The 21,945-nt window shown below is 68.4% G+C and carries 15 protein-coding genes and 2 pseudogenes; 11 read left to right on the top strand and 6 right to left on the bottom strand.

Features of this window, described 5'->3' with window-relative positions:
* Positions 1–51 precede the first annotated feature (51 nt).
* From OG972_RS07350 to OG972_RS07340, 3 genes are all read left to right on the top strand, one after another.
* The gene (locus tag OG972_RS07350) at positions 52–783 is read left to right on the top strand and encodes a hypothetical protein (protein ID WP_266979384.1); all 732 of its coding nucleotides are present in this window, start codon (positions 52–54) and stop codon (positions 781–783) included.
* Positions 784–1,533: 750 nt separating this feature from the next.
* Positions 1,534–5,628 carry an NPCBM/NEW2 domain-containing protein gene (locus OG972_RS07345; protein WP_266979382.1) on the top strand — a complete coding sequence of 1,365 codons (4,095 nt, stop codon included), beginning with the start codon at positions 1,534–1,536 and terminating at the stop codon, positions 5,626–5,628.
* 279 nt (positions 5,629–5,907) lie between these two features.
* Positions 5,908–7,233 carry a hypothetical protein gene (locus tag OG972_RS07340; RefSeq protein ID WP_266979380.1) on the top strand — a complete coding sequence of 442 codons (1,326 nt, stop codon included), beginning with the start codon at positions 5,908–5,910 and terminating at the stop codon, positions 7,231–7,233.
* A gap of 37 nt (positions 7,234–7,270) precedes the next feature.
* On the opposite strand, the gene OG972_RS07335 is transcribed toward OG972_RS07340, so the two are convergent.
* The 3 genes from OG972_RS07335 to OG972_RS07325 form a co-directional block, all read right to left on the bottom strand.
* Positions 7,271–7,549 (bottom strand): hypothetical protein, encoded by a 279-nt coding sequence (locus OG972_RS07335; protein WP_266979378.1) that lies wholly within the window; start codon positions 7,547–7,549, stop codon positions 7,271–7,273.
* 208 nt (positions 7,550–7,757) lie between these two features.
* The gene (locus tag OG972_RS07330; RefSeq protein WP_266979376.1) at positions 7,758–8,015 is read right to left on the bottom strand and encodes a pentapeptide repeat-containing protein; all 258 of its coding nucleotides are present in this window, start codon (positions 8,013–8,015) and stop codon (positions 7,758–7,760) included.
* A 681-nt stretch (positions 8,016–8,696) separates the two neighbouring features.
* Positions 8,697–8,987, bottom strand: a complete 291-nt coding sequence (locus OG972_RS07325; protein ID WP_266979374.1) for an alkaline phosphatase family protein — start codon at positions 8,985–8,987, stop codon at positions 8,697–8,699.
* Between the two features lie 686 nt (positions 8,988–9,673).
* Here OG972_RS07325 and OG972_RS07320 point away from each other — a divergent pair.
* Positions 9,674–12,469 carry a GH92 family glycosyl hydrolase gene (locus OG972_RS07320; protein WP_266979372.1) on the top strand — a complete coding sequence of 932 codons (2,796 nt, stop codon included), beginning with the start codon at positions 9,674–9,676 and terminating at the stop codon, positions 12,467–12,469.
* An 87-nt stretch (positions 12,470–12,556) separates the two neighbouring features.
* Here OG972_RS07320 and OG972_RS07315 read toward each other — a convergent pair.
* Positions 12,557–13,051: pseudogene (locus tag OG972_RS07315) on the bottom strand (IS701 family transposase); the annotation flags it as partial.
* Positions 13,052–13,203: 152 nt separating this feature from the next.
* Here OG972_RS07315 and OG972_RS07310 point away from each other — a divergent pair.
* The 4 genes and pseudogenes from OG972_RS07310 to OG972_RS07295 all read left to right on the top strand — a co-directional run.
* Positions 13,204–13,626, top strand: a pseudogene (locus OG972_RS07310) (transposase); the annotation flags it as partial.
* A 79-nt stretch (positions 13,627–13,705) separates the two neighbouring features.
* On the top strand, positions 13,706–14,194 hold the full coding sequence (locus OG972_RS07305; RefSeq protein ID WP_266979370.1) for an enoyl-CoA hydratase-related protein: 489 nt from the start codon (positions 13,706–13,708) through the stop codon (positions 14,192–14,194).
* Positions 14,195–14,493: 299 nt separating this feature from the next.
* Positions 14,494–16,167 (top strand): SWIM zinc finger domain-containing protein, encoded by a 1,674-nt coding sequence (locus OG972_RS07300; RefSeq protein WP_266979369.1) that lies wholly within the window; start codon positions 14,494–14,496, stop codon positions 16,165–16,167.
* A gap of 184 nt (positions 16,168–16,351) precedes the next feature.
* Entirely contained in the window at positions 16,352–16,630 is a 279-nt protein-coding gene (locus OG972_RS07295) for a hypothetical protein (protein ID WP_266979368.1), read from the top strand.
* Positions 16,631–16,800: 170 nt separating this feature from the next.
* Here OG972_RS07295 and OG972_RS07290 read toward each other — a convergent pair whose 3' ends face one another.
* A complete protein-coding gene (locus OG972_RS07290; protein ID WP_266979366.1) occupies positions 16,801–16,935 on the bottom strand; it encodes a hypothetical protein in 135 nt (44 codons plus the stop codon).
* Positions 16,936–16,972: 37 nt separating this feature from the next.
* Between OG972_RS07290 and OG972_RS07285 the strand changes: the two genes are divergently transcribed.
* The gene (locus OG972_RS07285) at positions 16,973–18,175 is read left to right on the top strand and encodes a hypothetical protein (RefSeq protein ID WP_266979364.1); all 1,203 of its coding nucleotides are present in this window, start codon (positions 16,973–16,975) and stop codon (positions 18,173–18,175) included.
* Positions 18,176–18,208: 33 nt separating this feature from the next.
* On the opposite strand, the gene OG972_RS07280 is transcribed toward OG972_RS07285, so the two are convergent.
* A complete protein-coding gene (locus OG972_RS07280; protein WP_266979362.1) occupies positions 18,209–19,669 on the bottom strand; it encodes an amino acid permease in 1,461 nt (486 codons plus the stop codon).
* Positions 19,670–20,019: 350 nt separating this feature from the next.
* On the opposite strand from OG972_RS07280, the gene OG972_RS07275 reads away from it, so the two are divergent.
* The gene (locus OG972_RS07275; protein WP_266979360.1) at positions 20,020–21,186 is read left to right on the top strand and encodes an ImmA/IrrE family metallo-endopeptidase; all 1,167 of its coding nucleotides are present in this window, start codon (positions 20,020–20,022) and stop codon (positions 21,184–21,186) included.
* On the top strand, positions 21,183–21,728 hold the full coding sequence (locus tag OG972_RS07270; RefSeq protein ID WP_266979359.1) for a hypothetical protein: 546 nt from the start codon (positions 21,183–21,185) through the stop codon (positions 21,726–21,728). Before OG972_RS07275 ends, OG972_RS07270 begins: the two co-directional genes overlap by 4 nt.
* Positions 21,729–21,945 lie beyond the last annotated feature (217 nt).

The following is a 21,945-nucleotide window of genomic DNA, read 5'->3' as shown; positions in this document are numbered from 1 at the left end:
GCCGCACCCGGCACCACCCGTCACGCCACGCACAGACAAGGAGTACGGCCCATGCCTGCTTCGAGCACGTCATCTCGTCCCGTCCTTCCCCGCCGCCGACGCCACCAGTCGGCCGACGCCACCACCGGCAGTGCGCGCGCATTCCGGCGCGGGGCGCTGGTCGGCGCGTTGTCGATGGCCGCGGTGGGCGGCATCGTCGCGGCAACGGTCCTGGTCCGTCCTCCCAGCACGGCCGAGACCATCCACGCGACCGCCGCCAAGATCCGTGCCCAGGACGCCGTCCGCAACAAGCGCGAAGTGAAGGTCCTCACGGGCACCACGCGCGGCCTCGTCAAGCAGCTCACCCCTGTACTGCAGGAGATGTACCGCGCCATGCCGCCCCCGGGGGCGGGGAAGGCGAAGCCGCCCAGCGCCCAAACCGTCGCCGGGTGGCGGCGTGCAACCACGGCGGCGCTGAGCGCCCTCGGCAGCCCGCCGTCGGGCGACACCTCCTACAACGTCGGGCGCGCCGGCTTCACCCAGGCGGTGAAGGGCCTGGACGACGTCGCAGCCACGTATGCGCTGAGCTTCGCCGCGCCCTCCCGGCTCTCCAAGCAACTCATCACCCGTGCGACCGCCAAGCGGGACAGCGCGCTGGTCATCTGGTCCATCGGCGCCACGGAACTGGATGTGGCGAACATCGAGGCCGGCTACGGCCATCAGCACGTCTTCCTGCCCGTGTTCGGGGCAGGAGGCGGTCTCACCGCGGACGGCGCACCGGAAGGAAGCGAGGCACAGTCATGAGCGAACCGTTCCTGGGCAGTGAGCAGGAGTGAGTCCTGGCTCACCGGCACGCCCCGAACGGTCTTGGGCGCACTGGTCCTCCGCTTTCGCGTCCCGGTCGGCGACGCATATCCCGTATGCGGTCCGTCTCGGGCGGGCGGCCCGGATCGCGCACGGCGACGTGCTCCTCGACCACGCTGAACTCCCTCACGTGACGGCCTGGCGACCGCCTGGCGACCGCCTGGCGACCGCCGGACATCCGCCCGGCAGAGGCAAGCCAGGACAGCACACGCAGGCCTGGACATCCTGAGATGCCGACCTCGTTCCGCGTATGGGCCCGATGGGCGGTAAAGCGAGCCGGGCGACCGCGGCAGGATCTTCACGAGTCGTGCAGCCCCGGTCTTGCGTGACGGTCCGCCGGTAGCCCAGGCGGGCCGTTTTCCTTGTCTGGTCGGAACGACGCCGGGCCCCGCGTGTGTGCAGCGACCCGGCTTGGCACGATGCGCACCCGTGCTCGGTCCCGTTTCTGGGCAGTATCGCGTGTCCTCCAGGACCATCGGCAGTGGAGCAGGGGCGCCGCCATGGGAGACCTCATGCGCCCTTCCGTGAATTCCGGCGGACCGTTCGATGAAGATTGCCGCTTCCTGACCGGTAAGTTGTCCAGTCAAGCTAGCGTCCTTGCCCATGAGATTCCTTCGTAGAGCAGCAGGTCTAGGCCTTGCGCTGCTCTTCTTCATCCTGGGCTTCTGTGCACAGCCAGCTGCTGCGCATGTGTCACCGGAGCACGCCGAACTCGTCATATCGACCAAGGAAAACGTCACCAGTGGGCGGCTGATCGTCCACCATGACGTGGTGTCACCACAGAAGGCAGGTGCCTGGGCGTCGCACCTGCTGAGCGCGAGCTGCCCTGCCACCGGCTCCGGCGTCGCCGGGGACGGCGGTGGCGTCCCCGGCGGTGTGGTGGTCGAGTTGGCGTGGAGCTGCCACGTCGACAAGCTCGACCTGAGCGCGATGCTGCAGAAGGGCGGGCTGACCCAGGTCGTCGCCGAGTTCGACGGCACCACGGTCAATGCCAACGCGCAGACCCCCGTCGTCGACGCATCGGGTGCCCACGCGCTTCCCACCTTCCCGTGGGCAGGTGTGGCGCTCGGCATCGCGGCGGCCGCCGCGCTGCTGCTCGCGGTGTGGCAGATCCGCACCGGGCGGCTCCAGGTCGCCCAGCTGGTCGCCAGGGTGCGCGCCGGCCGCGGGCGGATCAAGCTGGCCGCCGTCGGCGTGGTGACGCTGTCCTTCCTGGCTCCCCAGGTGGCCTCGGCGGCGCCGCTCGCCGACGGGGCAGCGGCGACCGCGGACACGGTCACGGTCACGGGCACGGTCTTCGAGGACGCCAACGGCAACGGCAAGCGTGACGCGGGCGAAGCTGCGATGGCTGGGGTCGATGTCACGGACGGCGCCGGCTGGACGACGACCGGCGCGGACGGCTCGTACAGCCTGCAGATGGACCCGGCCCGCCGGGAGACCGACCTGATCAGCATCGTCTCCCCGAACGGCTACACCCCGCACCTGCGCGACGACTACGTCCCGGAGTACTTCCACAAGGTGCCCGAGGGCGGTCCGAGCACCGGCATCGACTTCGCCCTCGTCAAGGACAAGAACGCCGCCAACCCCACCGAGAAGTGGTTGATGGTCTCCGACACCGAGACGGCCGGCGACCCGGAGTGGACCGGCCACGTCGAGGCGATGTCCGAGGTCGACGGCGCGTCGATGGCGATCGACACGGGTGACATGACGGTCATCGACGGGACTGCGCCGTCGGGCCGGCAGCGCAATTGGGACGGCCTGCGCAAGGGCCTGACCGACGGCAAACTCGGCATGCCCTTCTACCCGGTGATCGGCAACCATGACTTCGGTGGCGATGTCAACTCCCGTGGTTATGGCGGCAGTATGGAGTTCTACCGGCGGAACATGGGCCCGGAGTGGTACAGCTTCGATCGCAACGGCCGGCACATCGTCGTGCTTGAGGACAACTACGACTCCAGCGGTCTGAAGCCGCAGCTGGAGTGGCTGCGGGAGGACCTCAAGCGCCACGCCGTGGGTAAGCAGGTGCTGGTCTTCGCGCACCGGTCCCTGTTCACCCAGTGGGGACCTGGCGCCGGCATGCAGCCGACCGTCGACGAGCTGGCGAAGTACGACGTGCGGCTGTTCGCCGCGGGCCACAATCAGCAGGCCGAGTACCGGCGCGGCGCCTGGGACCGCTCGGTTGAGATCAACAACCAGGGCACCTACGGCATCGACGGCTCCCAGCCGGACTACAAGATCCTTGACTTCAAGGACATCACCGACGACCCGGCCACCAAGCGCAACGAAGACACCGGCCTCGTCACGGGTACGCACCGGGAGTTCAACGTCCATGACGATGCCGCGCTGGTCAGCCCCTCACAGGACAGCGTCCACCCCGCCAGCGCCAAGATCCCGCTCGAGATGTACGCAGAGGACGACGGCCGTACCCCGGACAACGCGACCCTCACCATCCGCGACAGCCGCGGCCATGCGGTGCAAAAGCACAAGCGCCTGAAGTTCGGCGCGGGCAACGACCGGACGGGCATCGAGAACTGCTACACGGCGCCCGGCGGCAAGCCGGAGACCTGCCCGGACGCCCGGATCTCCTGGACGCGGGCCAGTGACCGCATCGAGGGTCTGGCCCCGGGAACGTACACGGCTCAGATGATTGCCGTCGACACCAAGGGCAAGGCGTGGCCCACCATCGAGAACACCTTCACGGTGGTGCCCGACAGCCAGTTGCACAAGCCCAAGAGCGGCCAGGACTGGACCCGGCAGGGCCGCGACGAGGCAGGGCGCTCCGCGAGCACGGACAACCCGGGCAGCGAGCTCAGCCTGCGCTGGGCCGCCAACACCGGTGAGCAGTTCAACCTCAACGGATCGTTGATCGCCGACGGCAAGGTGATCGTCTCTTCCCGGGCGTTCGACTCCCCGTACAGCATGATGCTCGCCTACGACCTCAAGTCCGGCCGCGAGATCTGGCGCACCTATCTGGACGGCGACGCCGAGTCGGCGCCGACCCTGCACGACGGCAAGGTCTACCTGACCACCGGCGTCGGCCGGATCTACGCTCTCGACTCCGAGGACGGCCACGTCGTGTGGCAGTCGATCGACCGTGAGGAGCAGCACGGCAACACCGTGCGTCGCTACGGTCGCGCGGGCGGTCCGGTCAGCGTCTTCGCGCTTGCGGGCACCGACCAGCGCTCGGTCGCCGTCTACCAGGACGCGTACAACATCCGCTGCCGTGATGGCGCGACCGGCAGCATGCTGCCCGGCGGCTTCGGCGGCTCGTTCGGCTGGGGTCAGTTCCACAGCACGGCGATCCGTCAGCCCGGCTCCAACACCGCCTACCTGCACGATGGTTCCAGCAACAAGCTGATCGCCATGGATCTGGCGACCTGCAAGCAGCTGTGGGCACAGGACACCGGCGGCGGCATCGACAGCCACTCCTCCCCGGTCCTCACCGATCCGGCCAGCGGGGACCCGCAGCTGGTGACGGCGACCGCGAGCGGTGTCCGCGGGCTCGACCTCACGACCGGTAAGGTCCTGTGGAAGAACCCTTCGGACGACCCCTGGCTCTGCGAGAACGGCAAGGCTCCGGTGACCAGCCCCGCCGTCTGGGGCGACATCGCCTACGTCGCGAGCCGTGAAGGGTTCATCCGCGCCTACGACACCAAGGCGGCCGACCCGTCCAAGCCGCTGTGGGAGACCAAGGTCGGCTACCTGCCCGGGGAGAGCCCCAAGGACGACAAGGCGAAGGTGGCCAGCGGCTGCGCCAAGAACACGGGGCCCGGATCCCCTGCGATGCACGCCCTGGCCACCAAGGACTACGTCTACGCGGGCACCCGGGACGGGCGTCTGCTCGTCCTGGACCGCGCCGCCGGCACGCTGCTGACCGAGTACAACCTCGGCGGCGGGGTGACCTCGGCACTGTCCGTCAGCGGTGACTGGGTGATCGCCCTCACCGACGACGGGTCGGTCCACGCTTTGGCTGCGAACGGCCGCCAGCGGCCGAAGACGTCCCTCACGGTGACCCCGACCGGGACGACGGATGCGCAACCGGGCCGCGCCATCGACATGAGCGGCACGTTCAATCTTTCGGCGAACGGGCCGATCAGCGACGTGGACCTCAGCGTGACGCCGCCCTCCGGGTGGCAGGTCGACGGTGCGAAGGTGTCGAAGCCGGATATGCAGGACGGCTCGTCCATCGAGGGCCGATGGGCCGTCACGCCACCGGTAAAGGCTGACTCGGGGTATTACGACCTGCCGGTCGTCGCCACCTACCATTTCCATTTCCCCAATGATCCGGTGGACCATCCGGTGCGTGTGGAGAAGGCAGTCCGGGTGTTCGTGCCGCCCGCCAACCCGAGCGGAACCGCAAATGTCAGCGACCTGCCGTTCCTGAGCTCGTCCAACGGGTGGGGCCCGGTCGAGCGCGACAAGTCCAACGGCGAGAACAGCGCCGGCGATGGAAAAGCCCTGACCATCGGCGGGAAGACGTACGCCAAGGGCCTTGGGGCGCACGCGGCCAGCGAGGTCACCGTCTGGCTCGGCAGTGCTTGTCACACCTTCCATGCCGAGGTTGGTATCGATGACGAGGTCGGGGGTGGATCGGTGGCGTATCAGGTGCTCGGCGATGGCAAGCAACTCGCCGACACCCCTGTCGTCCGCGGCGCCGACAGTGCCCGCGCCGTCGATGCCGATGTGACGGGGGTCAGGATACTGACGCTGCGGATCGAGGACGGCGGTGACGGCAACGGCTCCGACCACGCCGACTGGGCCGACGCCCGGGTGGTCTGCGACTGAGCCACCCGCCGCGGGTCCGGTCTCACCCGCGCGGTTGGCCACATGCCGCTGCGGTGAGCCGGATCCGCGTTCCCACCAGCGATCCCTGCACATCATCCTCGGCACACGTGGACCCAAGGTCGGGCTCGTGGCAGACCGAAGGACCATCAAGCCGAGGGTGATGTGCACCGGCCGCCCGCCGCCTGCGCGGTAACGGCCGCTGACCCACCGTCCGCGCGTTGCCTCCCCTTGCCGGGGGAGGCAACGCGCGGCGTTCCACTCCCCGACGGGACCACCGCTGTGCACATCCTCCACACCACCCGCACCCACGCCGCCCGTCTCGTGCTGCTCGGCCTGGCCGCCGCACTGGCGCTGCTCGGCGCCGCAGGCACGGCCCAGGCGCACCCCTTCGGCACACCGCCGGTCGCCCAGGTCAGGGCCGAAGGCCGCACCGTCGACATCACCTGGTCGGCCCAGCAGAACGACCTGGACGTCCTGCACCAGGCAGCCAAGGGAGACGAGGCGGCCTACCTCGGCTCGCACATCACCGTGCACCAGGACGGGCGCGCATGCCGGCTCGGGGCCGTGGACACTGCACGGCTCGCGAGCAAGGGCGCCCTGATCCACTACACCTGCCCCGAACCCGTGGACACGGTCTCCCTGACCATCACCGCACTGACCGACGTCAACCCGGCCTATCGCACGATCTCGGTGACCAAGAAGGGCGGCGGCGGCCTGCACACAGCAAGCGACCCCGCCCTTACTCTCGCCCTCGGCACAGCCGGCAGCTCCGCCGCCACTGCATCCACGGGGCCGACGACCGTGTGGACCACAGACCTTGCGGCACTGCTGGACCACGGCGTCGTACTGCCCCTGGCCCTTCTCGTCTCGGCAGCCGTGGGCGCCTTCCATGCCTGCGCCCCCGGCCACGGGAAGTCGCTCGCCGCCGGGTACCTCGTGGGCGGCCAGGGCAGAGCGCGGGACGCGGTGTGGCTCGGCGCCATCGTGGCCGTCATGCACACCGCATCGGTCGCCGTACTCGCCGTGGGCTGGTGGCTCGCCGCCCAGCAAGCACCGGACGTCGCAGCGGTGACGAACTGGCTTCAGCTGATCGCAGCCCTGATCGTCGTCGCCGTGGGCATCGGACTGCTCCGGCGCCACCTGACCAACCGCAAGCACGGCCACAGCCATGGACACCACCACGACCACGATCACGGACATGACCACGATCATCATGGCCACGACCACGACCACGGCCACAGCCACAGCCACCACATCCCGACGTCCACGTCCCTGCTCACCTGGCGCGGCATCCTGCTGCTCGGCACGTCCGGCGGCCTGCTCCCCTCCCCGTCCGCGTTCCTCGTCCTCCTCAGCGGACTGCTGACCGGCCAGGTCGGCGCGGCGATCGCCATGGTGGCGGCGTTCGGTGCCGGCATGGCGCTGACCCTGACCGGCGTCGGCCTTGTGGTACTGCGCGGTCGCGACGCGTTCCTCGCCCGAGCCTCGACCTCGCCCGCGCTGCGCACCTGGAGCACCCGCATCCCGATCATCGCCGCCTGGGCCGTCGTCACCGGCGGCACCGTCGCCTCAGCCATCGCCGCCGGCCGCGTCCTGGCATCGTGATCAAGGGAGTCTGGGCTTCGTCCGGTGGCGGCGGGGCTCACCCTTGGGTGGCTCCGCCGGTGAGGCCTTTGACGAAGTACCTCACCAAGTAGCAGACGAGGATGGGCTGGGTGTAGTTGTCCAGCCCATCGAAGCGGGTCGGGGGATTGAAGGGGCTGCGGTTGGTCCGGCCGTAGGAGACGGTCATGGCCACGGGGGCGAGGACGAATAACGCGTAGATGTCCACGCCCGACGCCGCGAAGACGGCGAACTCGCCGATCCCGGCCAGCGCCGGAGGCCGCGGACCTCTGCTGTGGGTTCGGCTGGTCGGCGTCATGTCCCTCCAGCGAGATCACCGCATTCACCGGCGCCGGTGGTGATCCGGCCGGGTGCGCACAGGCGGCCGACGTATTCGGGTCGCCGTACTCGGTCTGGTCGACGAAGTCGGCGTCGGCAGCGGGCTCGGTCCCGCCCGGTAGAGCAGGACGGGGTGTCGGATCCGCCATGCACTGCGCACCGGTCGACAGCGCCACGAGAAGGGCCGTCTACGGGCTCACCAGCGCTCCCTCCAGGCACACTCCGCGCAGATCGGCACCGGCGAGATTCGCCCCCCACAAATCAGCGCCGCACAGGCAGGCATCGCGCAGCACGGCTCCGGTCAAGTCCGCGTTGCTGAGGTCGGCCTCGCGCAGCACGGCTTTGACCAGCCGGGCGCCTTTCAGGTCCGCGCCTGCCAGGTGCGCCGATTCCAGGACGGCGCCGGTCAGGTCGGCGCCGGCAAGGCACTCGCCCTCCAAGTCCATCCCCGGGAGATCCCAGCCGACCGCAACGATGTCCGCCCACCCGGTCCGAGCCAGGACCGGGGCACCCGGCCCCGCAGTCGGTCGCAGGGGTGACGCGGTCACCACGGTCGACGGCGCGGGCGGTGTCGGGCTGTCCGACAAGCCCGTCCGGGCACCTGGGTACCTACGACCAGGGGTGCGATGGTCTATGGACACGAAGGCTCCTCAACTGTTGAAGATCCGGAGCGGTACGGCGCTTTCGCCGAGCGGAATCCGGCGGGACCCAGCGGCGCGAGATCGGGACAGGAAGACGCTGCCCGACGTGCGCGGAGGGTGGCTACCGCAGAGTTCCGGTATGGGCCCGAAGTCTTTGACAACGTTGTCTAACGGTCGCATTCTGCTGCCCACTCGCTGAAGGCGTCAATAGACCGCCTCCAGCGGATGGACCTGGTCGCTGTACGGACGGCGGTGACGGCAACGGCTTCGACCACGCCGACTGGGCCGACGCCCGAGTGAGCTGCGCCTGAGCCAACCGCCAGCCTGGTACTCACCCGCGCACGTAACCATGCGCCGCGGCAACCACCGGCGCGTTGAGTCGGATTCGAGTTCCAGCCAGGGGCTCCTGCACATCATCCTCGGCCTACCCAGGCCGAGGATGATGTGCAGCGGGTGGCGCCCGAGCGGTTCGGTACCCGGGTTGGCTCACTGGATGTACGAGTCGAAGGTGCTCTTGACGGAGGCGTCGCCCTGCGCGATGGAGCCGTCGTGCATGTTCTGCATGCCGTTGCCCACGTAGAAGGAGACGGTGGGCAGTTCGGCGAACCCGTCCGGCGTGGTCGGGAACTCCTCCTGCCGCTTGCCCATCGGGTTCAGGTTGCCCGGTACGCCCGGGATGTTCTTGTAGCGGAGCCACTGGGTGGGGAGGCCCTGGTTGGCGTAGTCCGCGAAGCTGTACCCGTGGGTGGTCAGCTGGTTGGGCAGGTTGCCGACCACGTCGCTGAGTGGACCTCGAAGACGTCTTCACCTGCAACGGGGCTCCCCTGGCCCGGTGGCTCGACGAGATTGCGGCCGCGCTGCAGGAAGGCAGGGGGCTCGATCCGGGCAACGGGTTCCCCCGTCGAGCGGTTGGCCGTGTCTGCGCGCAGGGGTGCTGCGCTGGCTCGACCTGGGCAGGGACACGTACGAGTGGGACGAAGAGGGATGGCGGCCCGTCAACGACCCTCGGTGACGAACGTGGACCCCGGCGACGCCCGGTGGGTGATCAGAAACGTGAAGAGTGCTCCTGACCTGCAACGATGAGGCTTGTCTTGGGTCCAGGTCGTCGCATGAAAGGAGCACTCTCCAGGCGAGGAAGCGTATCGGGGTGCCCCGGAGGGCCCGACGGCGTTCGATGCGACCCCTGCTCGCAATGGTCTGATCGCCATCCGTGCATGTTTGACATGAGAGAGCCATGTTCGCGCATCTCTCTTGCAACAAGGCCTTGCTCAGAATGCGCCTGGCCAGTTAGATGTGGGCACTTGCTCGGGCGCCTGGGCGGTCGCTGTGGCTGCGTACGGCGGCGGCCGATCGGCCGACCGGCACGACCGGGGGCCTGCGGCAAGCACCTTGTAGATCTCCTCCGGCTCCGTTCTCGGGGCTTATGACAACGTTGTCTATTGATTCCAACCCTGGAGGCGCTGATGAACGCAAGCCGGTATCTGGGCAGTTCCGGGAGAGCCCCGGCCCGGACTTCGCTCGCGAGACGCGCGAAGCCGGCCCCCAGGGGGCTGGCAGCCCTGATCGCGGGCGGACTGCTGGCAGCATTGGTCCCATGGATCGGCGCGACAGGCCCGGCGGCCGCAGCCCCGTCCGAGGTGACTGCGGCGTCCAACGTCACGCATGTCAATCCCCTCATCGGGACGGCGGGCGCCAACAGCACCGAGTACGGGGGCATGATCCCCAGTACGGCGCCCCCTTTCGCGATGACCCGATGGTCGCCGATGACCCGCACCAACTACGTCAGCAGGCTGCCCTACCACCACAACGACACGAAGATCACCGGGTTCATCGGCACCCATCAGCCGGCGATCTGGATGGGCGACTCCGGCTACGTGGTGGGCATGCCCGGAATCGGCGCGGTCAAGACGGCTGAGGCGGATCGAGGCCTGCCCTTCACTCACGCCGATGAGACTGCCGCGCCGGACAAGTACACGGTGAACATGATTCCGGCGCCCGGGCAGACGCTCAAGGCCGAACTCACCGGAACCTCCCGGGTCGGTCACCTGCGGCTGACCTATCCCGAGGCCGCGACGAACTTCGTGATGCAGGCCACCCGGTCCGGAATCACCGGGAATGTGCACATCGACCCGGCCAAGAAGGAGATCACCGGCTACAACCCCGACCGCCAGGACAGCAAGCTCGGCCCGTCCAGGGCACCTGGCTTCAAGGGGTACTTCGTCGCGCGGTTCGACACCGCCTTCGACAGCTACGGCACGGCCAAGGGTGCGACTCAGTTCAACGGGGAGGGCGACCGCACGGACCAGGACCTCGCAGGCTACGTCCGGTTCCCCGCCGGCAGCCGGACGGTCAACGTTCGGATCGCGACCTCATTCATCTCGGTGGACCAGGCGCGGGCCAACCTCGACGCAGAGGTTCCCGACGGCCAGGGCTTCGATGCGACCGCGGCCAAGACCAGGGCCGCCTGGGCCGACAAGCTGGACCGAGTCGACATCTCTGGCGCCACGCCCGACGAGCGCACCACCTTCTACACCTCCATGTACCACGCGTTGCAGTACCCCTCGGAGATGTCCGAGCAGGGCCGCTACTACAGCGCCTACGACGACCAGGTCCACGACGGCGTCAGCTACACCGGATACTCGCTCTGGGACACCTTCCGGGCGCAGAACGCTTTCCTCACCCTCTTCGCTCCGGAACGCATCAACGACATGGTCACCTCGATGCTTCAGGACTACAAGCAAAGCGGCTGGCTCCCCATGTGGAAGAACCTTGCCGAGACCAACATCATGGTGGGCACGAACGCCGACTCGATCATCGCGGAGGCTATCGCCAAGGGCTTCGACGGGTTCGACCTGGACCTCGCCTACGAGGCCGTCCGCAAGGACGCGATGACGCCTCCCGACAAGGACACCGAGTTGTGGTGGGGCGATCGGCAGCAGGGAACGCCCGCCGAGGCGCGCGCAGGCCTGACGACGTACAAGCAGAACGGCTGGGTCGCCGCCGACCGCACCGCGGAAGCAGGCAGCCGCACCCTTGACTACGCCTACGAGGACTGGGCCGTCGCACAGGTCGCCAAGGCCGTCGGCAACACCGACGACGCCACGTTCTTCCTGGACCGCAGCAAGAACTACCAGAACCTGTACAACCCCACGACGGGCTTCATGCAGGCCCGCAACTTCGACGGCTCCTGGAACAATGGCGGCTGGACCGAGGGCGACAAGTGGGTATACACCAACGATGTCGTGCATGACGTCCCTGGCCTGATCGCCCTCAAGGGTGGCGACGCCAAGTACGCCGAGTGGCTCGACAGCTACTTCGACGGCGGACACAACAACCAGACCAACGAGCCCAGCCACCACTCTCCCTACCTGTACGACTACGCCGGCCGGCCATGGAAGACCCAGGAACTGGTCCGCCAGATCGCCGACGAGAACTACCACGCCGCCCCCGACGGTCTCTCCGGCAACGACGACTGCGGCCAGATGTCCTCCTGGTACCTGTTCTCCGCGATGGGCTTCTACCCCGTCAACCCGGCCTCCGGTGAGTACGCGGTGGGCAGCCCCATGTTCGACAAGGTCACGCTGCGGCTGCCCGGGTCCACCAAGCCGCTGGTGATCAAATCCAAGGGCGCAGAACTCAAGCCGTACGTGAAGGGACTCAGCCTCAACGGCAAGAGCATCACCAAGCCTTTCCTGAGCCACTCCGACCTCACCGGCGGCGGACACCTCACGTTCACCATGGACGCAGCGCCGCAGAGCTGGGGCGCTTCGACCACCCCTCCGCCCGCGAAGCCCGTGAATCTCGCTGCCCACAAGCCGGTCACGATGATCAACGGCACCCCGGCGACCGCCTGGGGCAAGCCCACCGAGAACGCCGTCGACGGCAATCTCGCGACCCTTGCACAGTCGACCACAAGCGATCCCTGGAGCCTGAAGGTCGACCTGGGCGCCAGCACCGCGGTCAGCCGGATGGAGGTCAACCCCGACTGGGAGAACTACCCGACAAGTTATGACCTCAAGGTCTCGGAGGATGGGACCAACTGGACAACCGTGGCCGGCGAAGCCGACTCCGGCGGCACCACCGACTGCGCCGCCCACGGCGTCCAGAAATGCGGCCAGCCGCACTCGTACACCTTCCCCAAGGTGAAGGCCCGTTACGTGCTCCTGAGCGTCAACAGCTGGGTCTCCGCCAAGACCGGCGCACCGGCCAACGGATACGGCTGGGGCCTCAAGGAGTTCGGAGTCTTCGCCACCAGCTGAGGACCGGCCGGACAGCTGCCTGCCGAGCAGCTGTCCGGCCGCCGGACCGGCACCGGGTCCGTCTGCTTCCGGTCCGGCGCGGCGTGAGTGTTCGTCTCCGCGGACGACGGCAAGGAAGACGTGAGCCAGCATGGCGAGGGTGACCCAACGACCCCAGGACGGGTAGCGGCGGACCTGGAGTTCATCGAGTCCGGCCAGGCCCTTCTCGGTCTGGAAGGTCTCCTCCACGCGCCACCTGGAGCCGGCCGTTGTGACCAGGGCGCGCAACGGGACCGGCCCGGTGGAATGGCAGCGGTAGTAGGCGAGTTCACCGGTGGTGCGGTTGCGCCGGATCAGCGGCTGACGGTGGCCCGGCGTCGCCTCGGCGAGATCGATGACGGCCCAGTCGTAGTAGCGGTGTCCCTTCGCGCTGGGTCCGGCGGACAGTTTCTGCCAGGCCCGCTTCGGTAGCCTCCTGGCCAGTGCATCGGCGCGGAACGTGCCCGCGCCGGTGGTGACTTCGGCCGAGCAGGCCATCGCAAGGACATAGCCCAGGCCGCGCTTTTCCAAGGCTGCCCTCAGTTTCGGGTTGCCGCCGTAGACCTAATGGGCAGTGGAGGAAGGGGGGGGCAGACGGCGGTATCGGGAACCGCACCGTAGACCAGGGGCCCCGACCCCTGTGATGAGATTCGGTCGTCCGTCGCCGTCTTCCGCCTAACCTCCCGGCCGTAGGTCTGGGAGGCCGATGTTGGTGCGACGCCGAGATCATCACCAGCTTCCCAGGGCTCGGCGCTCTCAGCGGCGCCCGGGTGTTCGCCGAGATCGGCGACGACCGATCCCGCTTCGCCGACGCACGCGGCCTGAAGGCCTACGCCGGGTCAGCCCCGATCACCAGGGCCTCCGGCAAGAGCGTGGCTGTCCTGGCCCGCCGGGTCAAGAACCAGCGGCTGGCCGCTGCCGGCTACATGTGGGCCTTCGCCGCCATGTCCCACTCCGACGGCGCCCGAGCCCACTACGACCGCCGCCGCGAGGCCGGAGACCGCCACACCTCCGCCCAGCGCAACCTGTTCAACCGCATGATCGGCTGCCTCCACCACTGCCTGACCCACCGCGTCTGCTACAGCGAAACCGTCGCCTTCCCCGTCCCGTCAGACGTTCAACTCACCGAGGCCGCTTGACAGATCTTCCGCATCGGATGTCTCGTCGCCGGTCACCCAGCCGACCCGGTGCCCGGCGTCCAGGAACCGTTCGATCATCGTGTGGGCCAGCTCCGGCTCGGTGATGGCCGGAGGCTTCGAGTTCGCACTGGCCTGTGCCATGAGGATCGCCGCGGACACCGCGTTCTTCGCCGTTCCGGAGGCCAAGAGAGGGTGCGCTGCGTACTTCGCCTCCGTGATGCTTCCCGTGACGGTTCCGCCTGGCATAGCGATGGAGTGGCTGTACATCGGCCCCCGCACCAGCATGGAGGAGATCGAGCGGTGGGGCCTGCTGAACCGCGTGGTTCCCGCAGAAGAACTCATGGACAGGGCTACGGAGTTCCTCGGAAGCGTCGTGTCCTCCGCCCCGCCCTCCCTCCAGCGCCTGAAGCTCACGTACCGCAAGACCGCGGGCATGCCGCCGCACACCGCCATCCAGCTCGACCCAGGCCCGGACGTCTACCTCTCCGAAGGATCAGACGGAGGGCGCCCGAGCGTTTCTGGAGAAGCGCGAGCCGCGTTGGCAGGGACGCTGAGGGCCCTGTCCTGAGGCGGCTTTGTCGGGGCGGGGCCGCTGCGTGGCCCCGCGCTTGCCGCTGGTGCCTGTCGGGCCCGGTCAACAAGCGGCGCGACCGGGCCCGACAGGCAAGGTCCGCGTACTCCACCAAGGCAGCCACCTGCGCGCTGTTCAACCGGGATGGTTCAACCGGCACGAGGATGGTCCGTCAGGCCGTACGAGTTGATCAGCCAGGGCGGAGGCAGGGACGAGTCCCGGAGCCGTACCCGCAGCAGGCAGAATGAGGGGCGTGGGTTCAAGGGCCGAGGTAGGCAGGCCGAGGAGGGGGCTTCATGGGTGGGTTCACCGAGGCGGATCTGCGGGCATTGGCCGGGCCGCGGTCCTTCGAGCGGGGCCAGGGCTATCTTGACGCCGTGACCGGCCTGGAGGTCGGCGACGGCTGGATCACCGCCACGGTCCACGGGACGAACGCCTACGAGGTGGAGTTGTCCCTCGACGAGCCTGAAGGGCTCACCGGGGAGTGCGACTGCCCGTACGGAATGGACGGCAACTTTTGCAAGCACCTGGTCGCACTCGGCCTGACCGCGCTGGCCCGGCCGGAGAGTCTGCCGAGGCAGTACGCCCGTGCCCGCAGCCGCGTTGAGGACCTGGACGCGTGGCTGGCCGCGCTCTCCAGGGAGGATTTGCTTGCGCTCGTACGGGAGCAGATCGCCGAGGACCGCCAGGTGCGCCGCCGCTTGGAGTTGCGTGCGGCGAGTGCCCGCGGAGACCTCGCCGAAGTCCGCGCCCGGATTCGCGAACTCCTCGACATCGGCCGCTTCGCGCGGTACGGATACGTCGAGTACGCCGATGCCCGCGCCTACGGCGAACAGGCCTCGCAGGCGGTTTCCGCCATCGCCGCGCTGACCACCACCGGGCGGCCCGCGGACGCGATCTCCCTGTCCCGGGACGCGATGCGGATGCTGAGCGAGGTGCAGGACTCGATCGACGACTCCGACGGATGCCTCGGTGAGGTCGGGGCCGCTCTTGCCGCAGTCCATCTCGACGCGTGTCGCGCCGCCTGCCCCGATCCGGAGGAGACCGCGCGGTGGCTGGTCAGCCATGTACTCAGCGACTTGGACGACCTGACCGACATTGACCCGCTCGACTACGAGGACATCCTCGGCGAACAGGGAATGACCACAGTAAGGGAACTGGCGCTCGAAGCCTGGCGCGGCAACCGCACAGGCTGGGCGGAGAAGTACCTGATGGAGCGGTTGGCCAAGGCGTCCGGCGATGTGGACGCAGTGATCGCCGTGCACGCGGCCGACCTGGCACGGGACGGCAGCACCCACCTGGTCATCGCCCGCGAACTGGACACTGCCGGCCGCCCCGGCGACGCGCTGCGCTGGGCGGAGCGCGGCATCGCCGAAGTTTCCGACACCACCACCCCCGCCATCGACCTGGTCGACTACCTCTGTGACCGCTATACACGCTCGGACCGGCTCCCCGACGCCGTCGCCCTGCGCCGCGCCCACTTCGCCGCCCACCGCACCCTCGCCGCGTACGAGCAGCTGCGTACGGCGGCACAGGCAGCCGACTGCTGGCAGGCCGAGCGGGGGAAGGCCCTGGCGCTGCTGCGTGCCGACACGGCACAGCGCGAGCGGGGCTGGTACGGCGGTCCGGTCCTGATCGACGCCCTGCTCGACGACAAGGACGTGGACGCCGCCTGGCAGGCCGCCACCACGACCGGCGCCGATGACCGTCAGTGGCTCGCCCTCGCCGACCAGGCCCGCGCCATCCGCCCCGCCGACGCTTTGCGCGTCTACCAGCGCCTGGCCGAACCCCTTGAGAAGCAGACTGGCAACGCAGTCTACGAGCGGCTCACCAGCCTGCTCCTGAGCATGCGCGACTGCCACCGCCGCCTGGGCGCCCCGGACGATTTCACCGCGTACCTCGCCGCCTTGCGCGCAGGGCAGAAGCGCAAGCGGAACCTGATGCGGCTCCTCGACCAGCACGGCCTGTGAAGACGACGGGGTTCACAACTGCTGGGCAGACACGTCGTTTTGGCGAACATGGGCACGATTGGGTGCGGCGTTCAGCTGCCGGGCATCCGTTTTTTCGGCGCATGAGCCGCGGGGAGCTGTGCCACCCGGACTGGTGCGCGGGATCGTGAGGATTGCCGCGGGAGGATTCACCAGTTGGCGGGATGTGATCCCCGACGACGAGACGTTGGCGCCAGTGGACCGGGCCCGTCGGCTGGCGCAGTCGGTTCCGCTTACGCAAGTTCACGGACTCCTGCGGGCGTTGCTCGGTGTCGAGGGGAAGCCAGATTCTCGGCATCTGCTCGTCGCGGACGAGATGAGCATGGCGATCGACGTCACGGAAACAGGTGAACTCGTGGTCGAACTGCCTCAAATATCCGGCGCCTTGAGCGTCATGCTGCGAACGACCGGCGTGATGCTGCGGACCTCACCGAAGACACCGTGAGGGGTTGGCGGCCGGCGGACCGACAGCTTCTGCCGCTGTCAGCGGCAGAGATCCGGGACGCCTGCAGCATCGACACCTCGACCGGCGAGCCGGTCGAACCGGGGCGCGACCTGGCCTTCTACGACGCCTGGGAGTTTCCGGAGCATGGCTGTGCTTGATGAGTGGCAGCCCTACGGCAGCCGTTCACGGACGGCCCAGGCAGTGTGGACGTGCTCACGGAGTCCGGCGTACGGGCCGCGCTGTTTGTCCCCGCGTAGCCAGTCCACCAGCGTGTACAGGGTGCGCGCCTCACCCAGGCGCAGCATCCCAGCACACCGGCAGCGTTCGGTAGGCTCCCGGAGCGTGAGCGAGTACCAGTACTACGAGTTTCTGGCCGTGGACCGCCCGCTGAGCAAGGCCGAGGTGACGCAGGTGCGAGCCTTGTCGACCCGGGCGAACATCACGACGACCCGGTTCGTCAACGAGTACCACTGGGGCGACTTCCGTGGGGATACGACGAAACTGGTCGAGGAGCTCTACGACGCCCACCTGTACTTCGCCAACTGGGGAAGTCGCCGCCTCCTGCTGCGTCTACCCGCCGCTGTGCTCCCTGCGAAGACGGCATCGGTCTACGCGCTGGACGAGTCGCTGAGCGTCCATACCCGCAAAGGGCACACCCTGCTGGACTTCTGCCCGGAGCCGGATGACGGAGGTGAGGAGGACTGGGAGGCCATGGCGTCCTGGACGCTGTCCGCGTTCATCGGGCTCCGGGCCGAGCTCGCCGCGGGCGACCTGCGGCCGCTGTACCTGGCGTGGCTGGCCGGTCTTGGCGTCTGGGAGCTCGCGGACGATGACGAGGAGGAGTACGCGCGCCAGGTGGAACCGCCAGTTCCCGCCGGGCTGGGCACGCTCACCGGCGCGCAGCATGCACTGGCCGAGTTCCTGCGCGTCGACCCGGACCTCCTGAGCGTAGCCGCGCAGGCGAGCGCAGCCGCGACCGAGCCCCGGGCGGACCGGAAACAGCTCGCCTCGTTCATTGCCGAGCTCCCCGTCGCAGAGAAGGACGCCCTGCTACTGAACGCCGCCATGGGCAGCGAGCCGCGTTCCGGAGCAGAGCTGCTGGCCCGTTACCGGGAAGCCACCAGGGACAACCAGGACACCGCACCGGAGGCGCGGCGCAGCGCCGCGCACTTGCTGGATGCCGCTCACGCGCAGCGCACCGGGCGCCTTGAGCGGGTACGTGCAGCGCGGGAAGCGGATGAGCGCCGTCGGGTCGAGGCCGCCGAGGCGGCCCGCGCCGACCAACTGGACCACCTCACCCGCAACGCGGAGCAGACCTGGGGAAGGGTCGAGGACCTCATCGCGCAGAAGAAGCCCACAGCCTACGACCGCGCCTCCGCGCTCCTGGACGACCTGCGCGCCGCCCACGCCCGCACCGGCGATATCACCGCATTCGAGGAGCGGGCGAGACGCCTGCGCGAGGCCCATCGGGGTAAGCCGGCGCTCATGCGTCGCTTCGACGAGATCGGCATTCCTCATCCACGCGAACGGCCCGCGCGGACATGACTTCGCGCGGGCCGTCGCCGGGGCCTGGAAACGTCAGGCGACCTCGCGCTCCCGCGCAAGGTCATTGACCCGTCCACGGACGACGAACCAGCCGCCGACCAGCGCCGCCGCGATCAGCGGCAGACACAGCACGGTCGTACGGCCCACTCCGCCGCCCCACCACATCAGGAAGACGACACCGGCGAGGAAGAACAGCGTGACGATCTGCGTGTAGGGGGCCCAGGGCAGCCGGTACGAGGGGCGGGTGACCCTGCCGTCCTGCGAGCGGTGCCAGAACAGCAGCGAGCAGAGCATGATCATGCCCCAGGTGCCGAGGATGCCGATCGACGCGAAGTTGAGAACGATCTCGAACGCCTGGCCGGGCATGACGTAATTGAGCACGACGCCCAGCACACCGAAACCGGCGGTCAGCAGGATGCCGCCGTAGGGCACCTGCCCCTTGTTCATCCGGCCGGTGAACCTGGGCGCGGAGCCCGCCAGCGCCATGGACCGCAGGATGCGGCCGGTGGAGTACAGCCCGGAGTTCAGGCTGGAGAGCGCCGCGGTCAGCACGACCAGGTTCATCACACCGGCTGCGCCCGGGATGCCGAGCTTGTCCATGACGGTGACGAACGGGCTCTGGTCCCCCGAGTACGAGGTGTACGGCAGCAGGAGGGCCAGGAGCACCACCGAGCCGACGTAGAAGAGGCCGACGCGCCACATGATCGAGTTGATCGCCTTGGGCATGATCTTCTCGGGGTTCTCCGTCTCACCTGCGGCTACACCGCACAGCTCGACCGAGGCGTACGCGAACACGACACCCTGGATCACCATCAGCATCGGGAGCATGCCGGTGGGGAAGATGCCGCCGCTGTCGGAGATGGTGGAGAAGCCGGGCGTGTGACCGTCCACCGGGTGCTGGGTGACCACCAGGAAGATCCCGATGAGCATGAACGCGACCAGGGCGGAGACCTTGATGATCGCGAACCAGAACTCCATCTCACCGAAGTACTTCACCGAGATCAGGTTGGCGGTGAGCACGACGGCAAGGGCGATCAGCGCGAGGATCCACTGCGGGATGTCGCTGAACATCGCCCAGAAGTGGGCGTAGGTGGCGGCCGCGGTGATATCGGCGACGGCGGTGGTCGACCAGTTCAGGAAGTACAGCCAGCCGGCCGCGAAGGCGCCCTTCTCGCCCATGAACTCACGGGCGTACGAGACGAAGGCACCGGAGGAGGGCCGGTAGAGGACCAGCTCGCCGAGCGCGCGGACGACGAAGAAGGCGAAGACACCACAGACGGCGTAGGCGACGGCGAGCGAGGGACCCGCACCGGCCAGTCGCCCGCCCGCGCCCAGGAACAGGCCGGTGCCGATCGCGCCGCCGATGGCGATCATGTTGATGTGACGGGACTTGAGGTCCTTGCTGTAACCGGCATCGCCGGCGTCCCGGTGGGGGGAGCTCGTCGCCGGTGGGGCGGCGGCGAGCGTTTCGGCCGCAGTGGAGCGGTCACTCATGGAGGAGATTCGCCTTTGTGAGGGGAAGGTGGGCGGTCCCGGCCATCGCCGGCCAGGATGTCGTCACCGTGGCACGGCTCGACGGCCATCATCCGGGAATCCTGTGATTCTGACAGTGCCCTACATCACTCAGGAATAAATCTGAGGTACATCAGAGGTTACGGGGCGGTAAGCAAGGGAGGGCGTGGACACCTCCATGCGTCCCGATATGCCGCGGGCGATGGTGAAGACCTCGACGGAGGTGATGGTGTTCGCGAATGCGGTCGGGGCGCTGCGATATCGGCGGTGCCGGGACCGTGGCGCAAGCGATGCGCGTTGCGATTTTCGCAACGCCCTCGTACGCTGACCGTATGAGTGAGACTGTGAGCGAACGTGTACGGAAAGTCATGGACGCGGCCTCGGTCCACCAGGCAGCGTTCGCCGAGGCCATAGGACTGACCCCCGACAAACTGTCGAAGTCTCTCAGCGGCGTCCGACGATTCACGTCTCTTGACCTCGCCCGGATCGCCGAGTTCGGCACCACCACCGTCGACTGGCTGCTGACCGGCCGCGAGCCGCTCCGTCCTGCCTTCGCGGCCCGCGCAAGCGCCCCGGAAGCCGATGACCAGGGGCGCGACAGACTCAGGGATCTCGTCGAAAGGTTCACGACGGCCCACGAGGTACTGGAATTTCTCGGCCGGTCACCGGAGCTGCCGGAACTGCCGTCGGTCCGGAGCGAGGTGAAGCGCCATGTCGACCAGGGTGTGGCTCTGGCCGAGGACGCCCTGGCAGCCGCCGGGACACCGGCCGTCAGTGATCTGGAGACATCCGAGCTGATCCACGTCGTGGAGCGTGCCTTCGGCGTGGACGTGGCGAAGATCGGCTTGCCCAAGGGGGTCGACGGTGCGGCCTGGCAGGCGGACGGATTCCGGCTGATCATGATCGGCCGGACGAAGGTGCCGACGCGCCAGCGCTTCACGCTCGCCCATGAACTCGGGCACATCCTGGCCCGGGATGCCCAGGACCTCCTCACGGAGACTCATCTCGCGCCGGGGCGACAGAAGGACCTGACAGAGATCCGCGCCAATGTGTTCGCCGCCGGCCTGCTGATGCCCAGGGACGAGCTGAACGCTGCTGCGAAAGGGCGTGACCTCACGGACGAAGAGCTCAGATCGCTCGTCGTGCGCTTCAAGGTGTCGCCGAGCGCACTCGCCGCCCGGCTTTCCCAGCTGGGCCTCATCGATGCGGAGACACGAGGCAGACTGCGTGAACTCACCACGGAGGCTTGCCACTTGCTGACCGGACAGAGCGACGCGTTCGCAGCCCGCACTGCCTGGGCGGAAGCCGCACGGCTGCCCTACCGCCCCATCCGGTCGCTGAACGAGGCCTACCTCGCCGGAGAGACGACCCTGCGCCCGCTGGCCGCCTACACCGGCCTGGACGTCGATGAGATCCGCGCGACGCTCGAACCCGAGCCGGAGGACGGCACACCGTCCACAGCCGACGCGGACGAAGGGGACCTGGTCTTCCAGCCATGACACGCCACTGTTGGTTCCCCGACAACACTGTGCTGTGCAACTTCGCGGCGGTCGACCGCCTGAGCCTGCTGGAAAAGGTCCTGGACGGTCGGGGGCGCTGGACGCAGGCGGTCGCGGCGGAGGCTCAGCAGTCGACCCGGTACTGGCCGCGGCTGCGCCAGGTGAGCGAGGACGGGTGGCTCGGCGATCCCATCGAGATCGACGACCCGGCCGAAACCGTACTCGTGGACCGCATACGCCGCGTGGTGTTCGGCGGCTCACCGTCCCGGCCGCTGCAACACCTGGGTGAGGCGGAGACGCTGGTCATCATCGAACACCGCAGGGAGTTGGCGAACTCCGTATGGATAACGGACGACGGAGAAGCGGGCCGCTACGCCCGCCGCAAAGGCATCTGCGTCAAGAACACGGTCGACCTCATGCGCGAGGCCGTTGCCGGCGAACTGATCGTGGCAGACGACGGCTATCGACTCCTGATCGCGATGGAAGCGGCCGACCGCCATCTGCGGGGCGTCCCGCAGAGGCCGGAGGACTTGCTGCGTTGAAGCCTCCGGAAACAACTCCGGTGAGTATGGGGAGTCCTCGGACCGGGCGGCCGGAAGTTCACCTTCGACTCACCGGTACTGGCGGCGGGCCGGGAAGCCCTGGCGAGAGAGCTGATGGATCGTTGGGAGGCGCAGCTCTGACTCCGGCTGCCGCGGGCAGCGACGCGCGACCTCACACACCGGCCTCCACCAGGAATTCGCCCGGTCGACCCGACCA

Origin of the sequence: Streptomyces sp. NBC_01669 (genome assembly GCF_026339735.1) — a bacterium.
Taxonomy (GTDB): Bacteria; Actinomycetota; Actinomycetes; order Streptomycetales; family Streptomycetaceae; genus Streptomyces; species Streptomyces yanii.
This window is presented reverse-complemented; position numbering and strand designations above follow the sequence as displayed.

Excerpts from the sequence above, each read along its gene's own strand:
- OG972_RS07320 (WP_266979372.1), top strand. The coding sequence starts at position 9,674 with ATGAACGCAAGCCGGTATCTGGGCAGTTCCGGGAGAGCCCCGGCCCGG.
- OG972_RS07280 (WP_266979362.1), bottom strand. The coding sequence starts at position 19,669 with ATGAGTGACCGCTCCACTGCGGCCGAAACGCTCGCCGCCGCCCCACCG.
- OG972_RS07290 (WP_266979366.1), bottom strand. The coding sequence starts at position 16,935 with ATGCTGCGCCTGGGTGAGGCGCGCACCCTGTACACGCTGGTGGACTGG.
- OG972_RS07350 (WP_266979384.1), top strand. The coding sequence starts at position 52 with ATGCCTGCTTCGAGCACGTCATCTCGTCCCGTCCTTCCCCGCCGCCGA.
- OG972_RS07300 (WP_266979369.1), top strand. The coding sequence starts at position 14,494 with ATGGGTGGGTTCACCGAGGCGGATCTGCGGGCATTGGCCGGGCCGCGG.
- OG972_RS07270 (WP_266979359.1), top strand. The coding sequence starts at position 21,183 with ATGACACGCCACTGTTGGTTCCCCGACAACACTGTGCTGTGCAACTTC.
- OG972_RS07335 (WP_266979378.1), bottom strand. The coding sequence starts at position 7,549 with ATGACGCCGACCAGCCGAACCCACAGCAGAGGTCCGCGGCCTCCGGCG.
- OG972_RS07275 (WP_266979360.1), top strand. The coding sequence starts at position 20,020 with ATGAGTGAGACTGTGAGCGAACGTGTACGGAAAGTCATGGACGCGGCC.
- OG972_RS07330 (WP_266979376.1), bottom strand. The coding sequence starts at position 8,015 with ATGGACTTGGAGGGCGAGTGCCTTGCCGGCGCCGACCTGACCGGCGCC.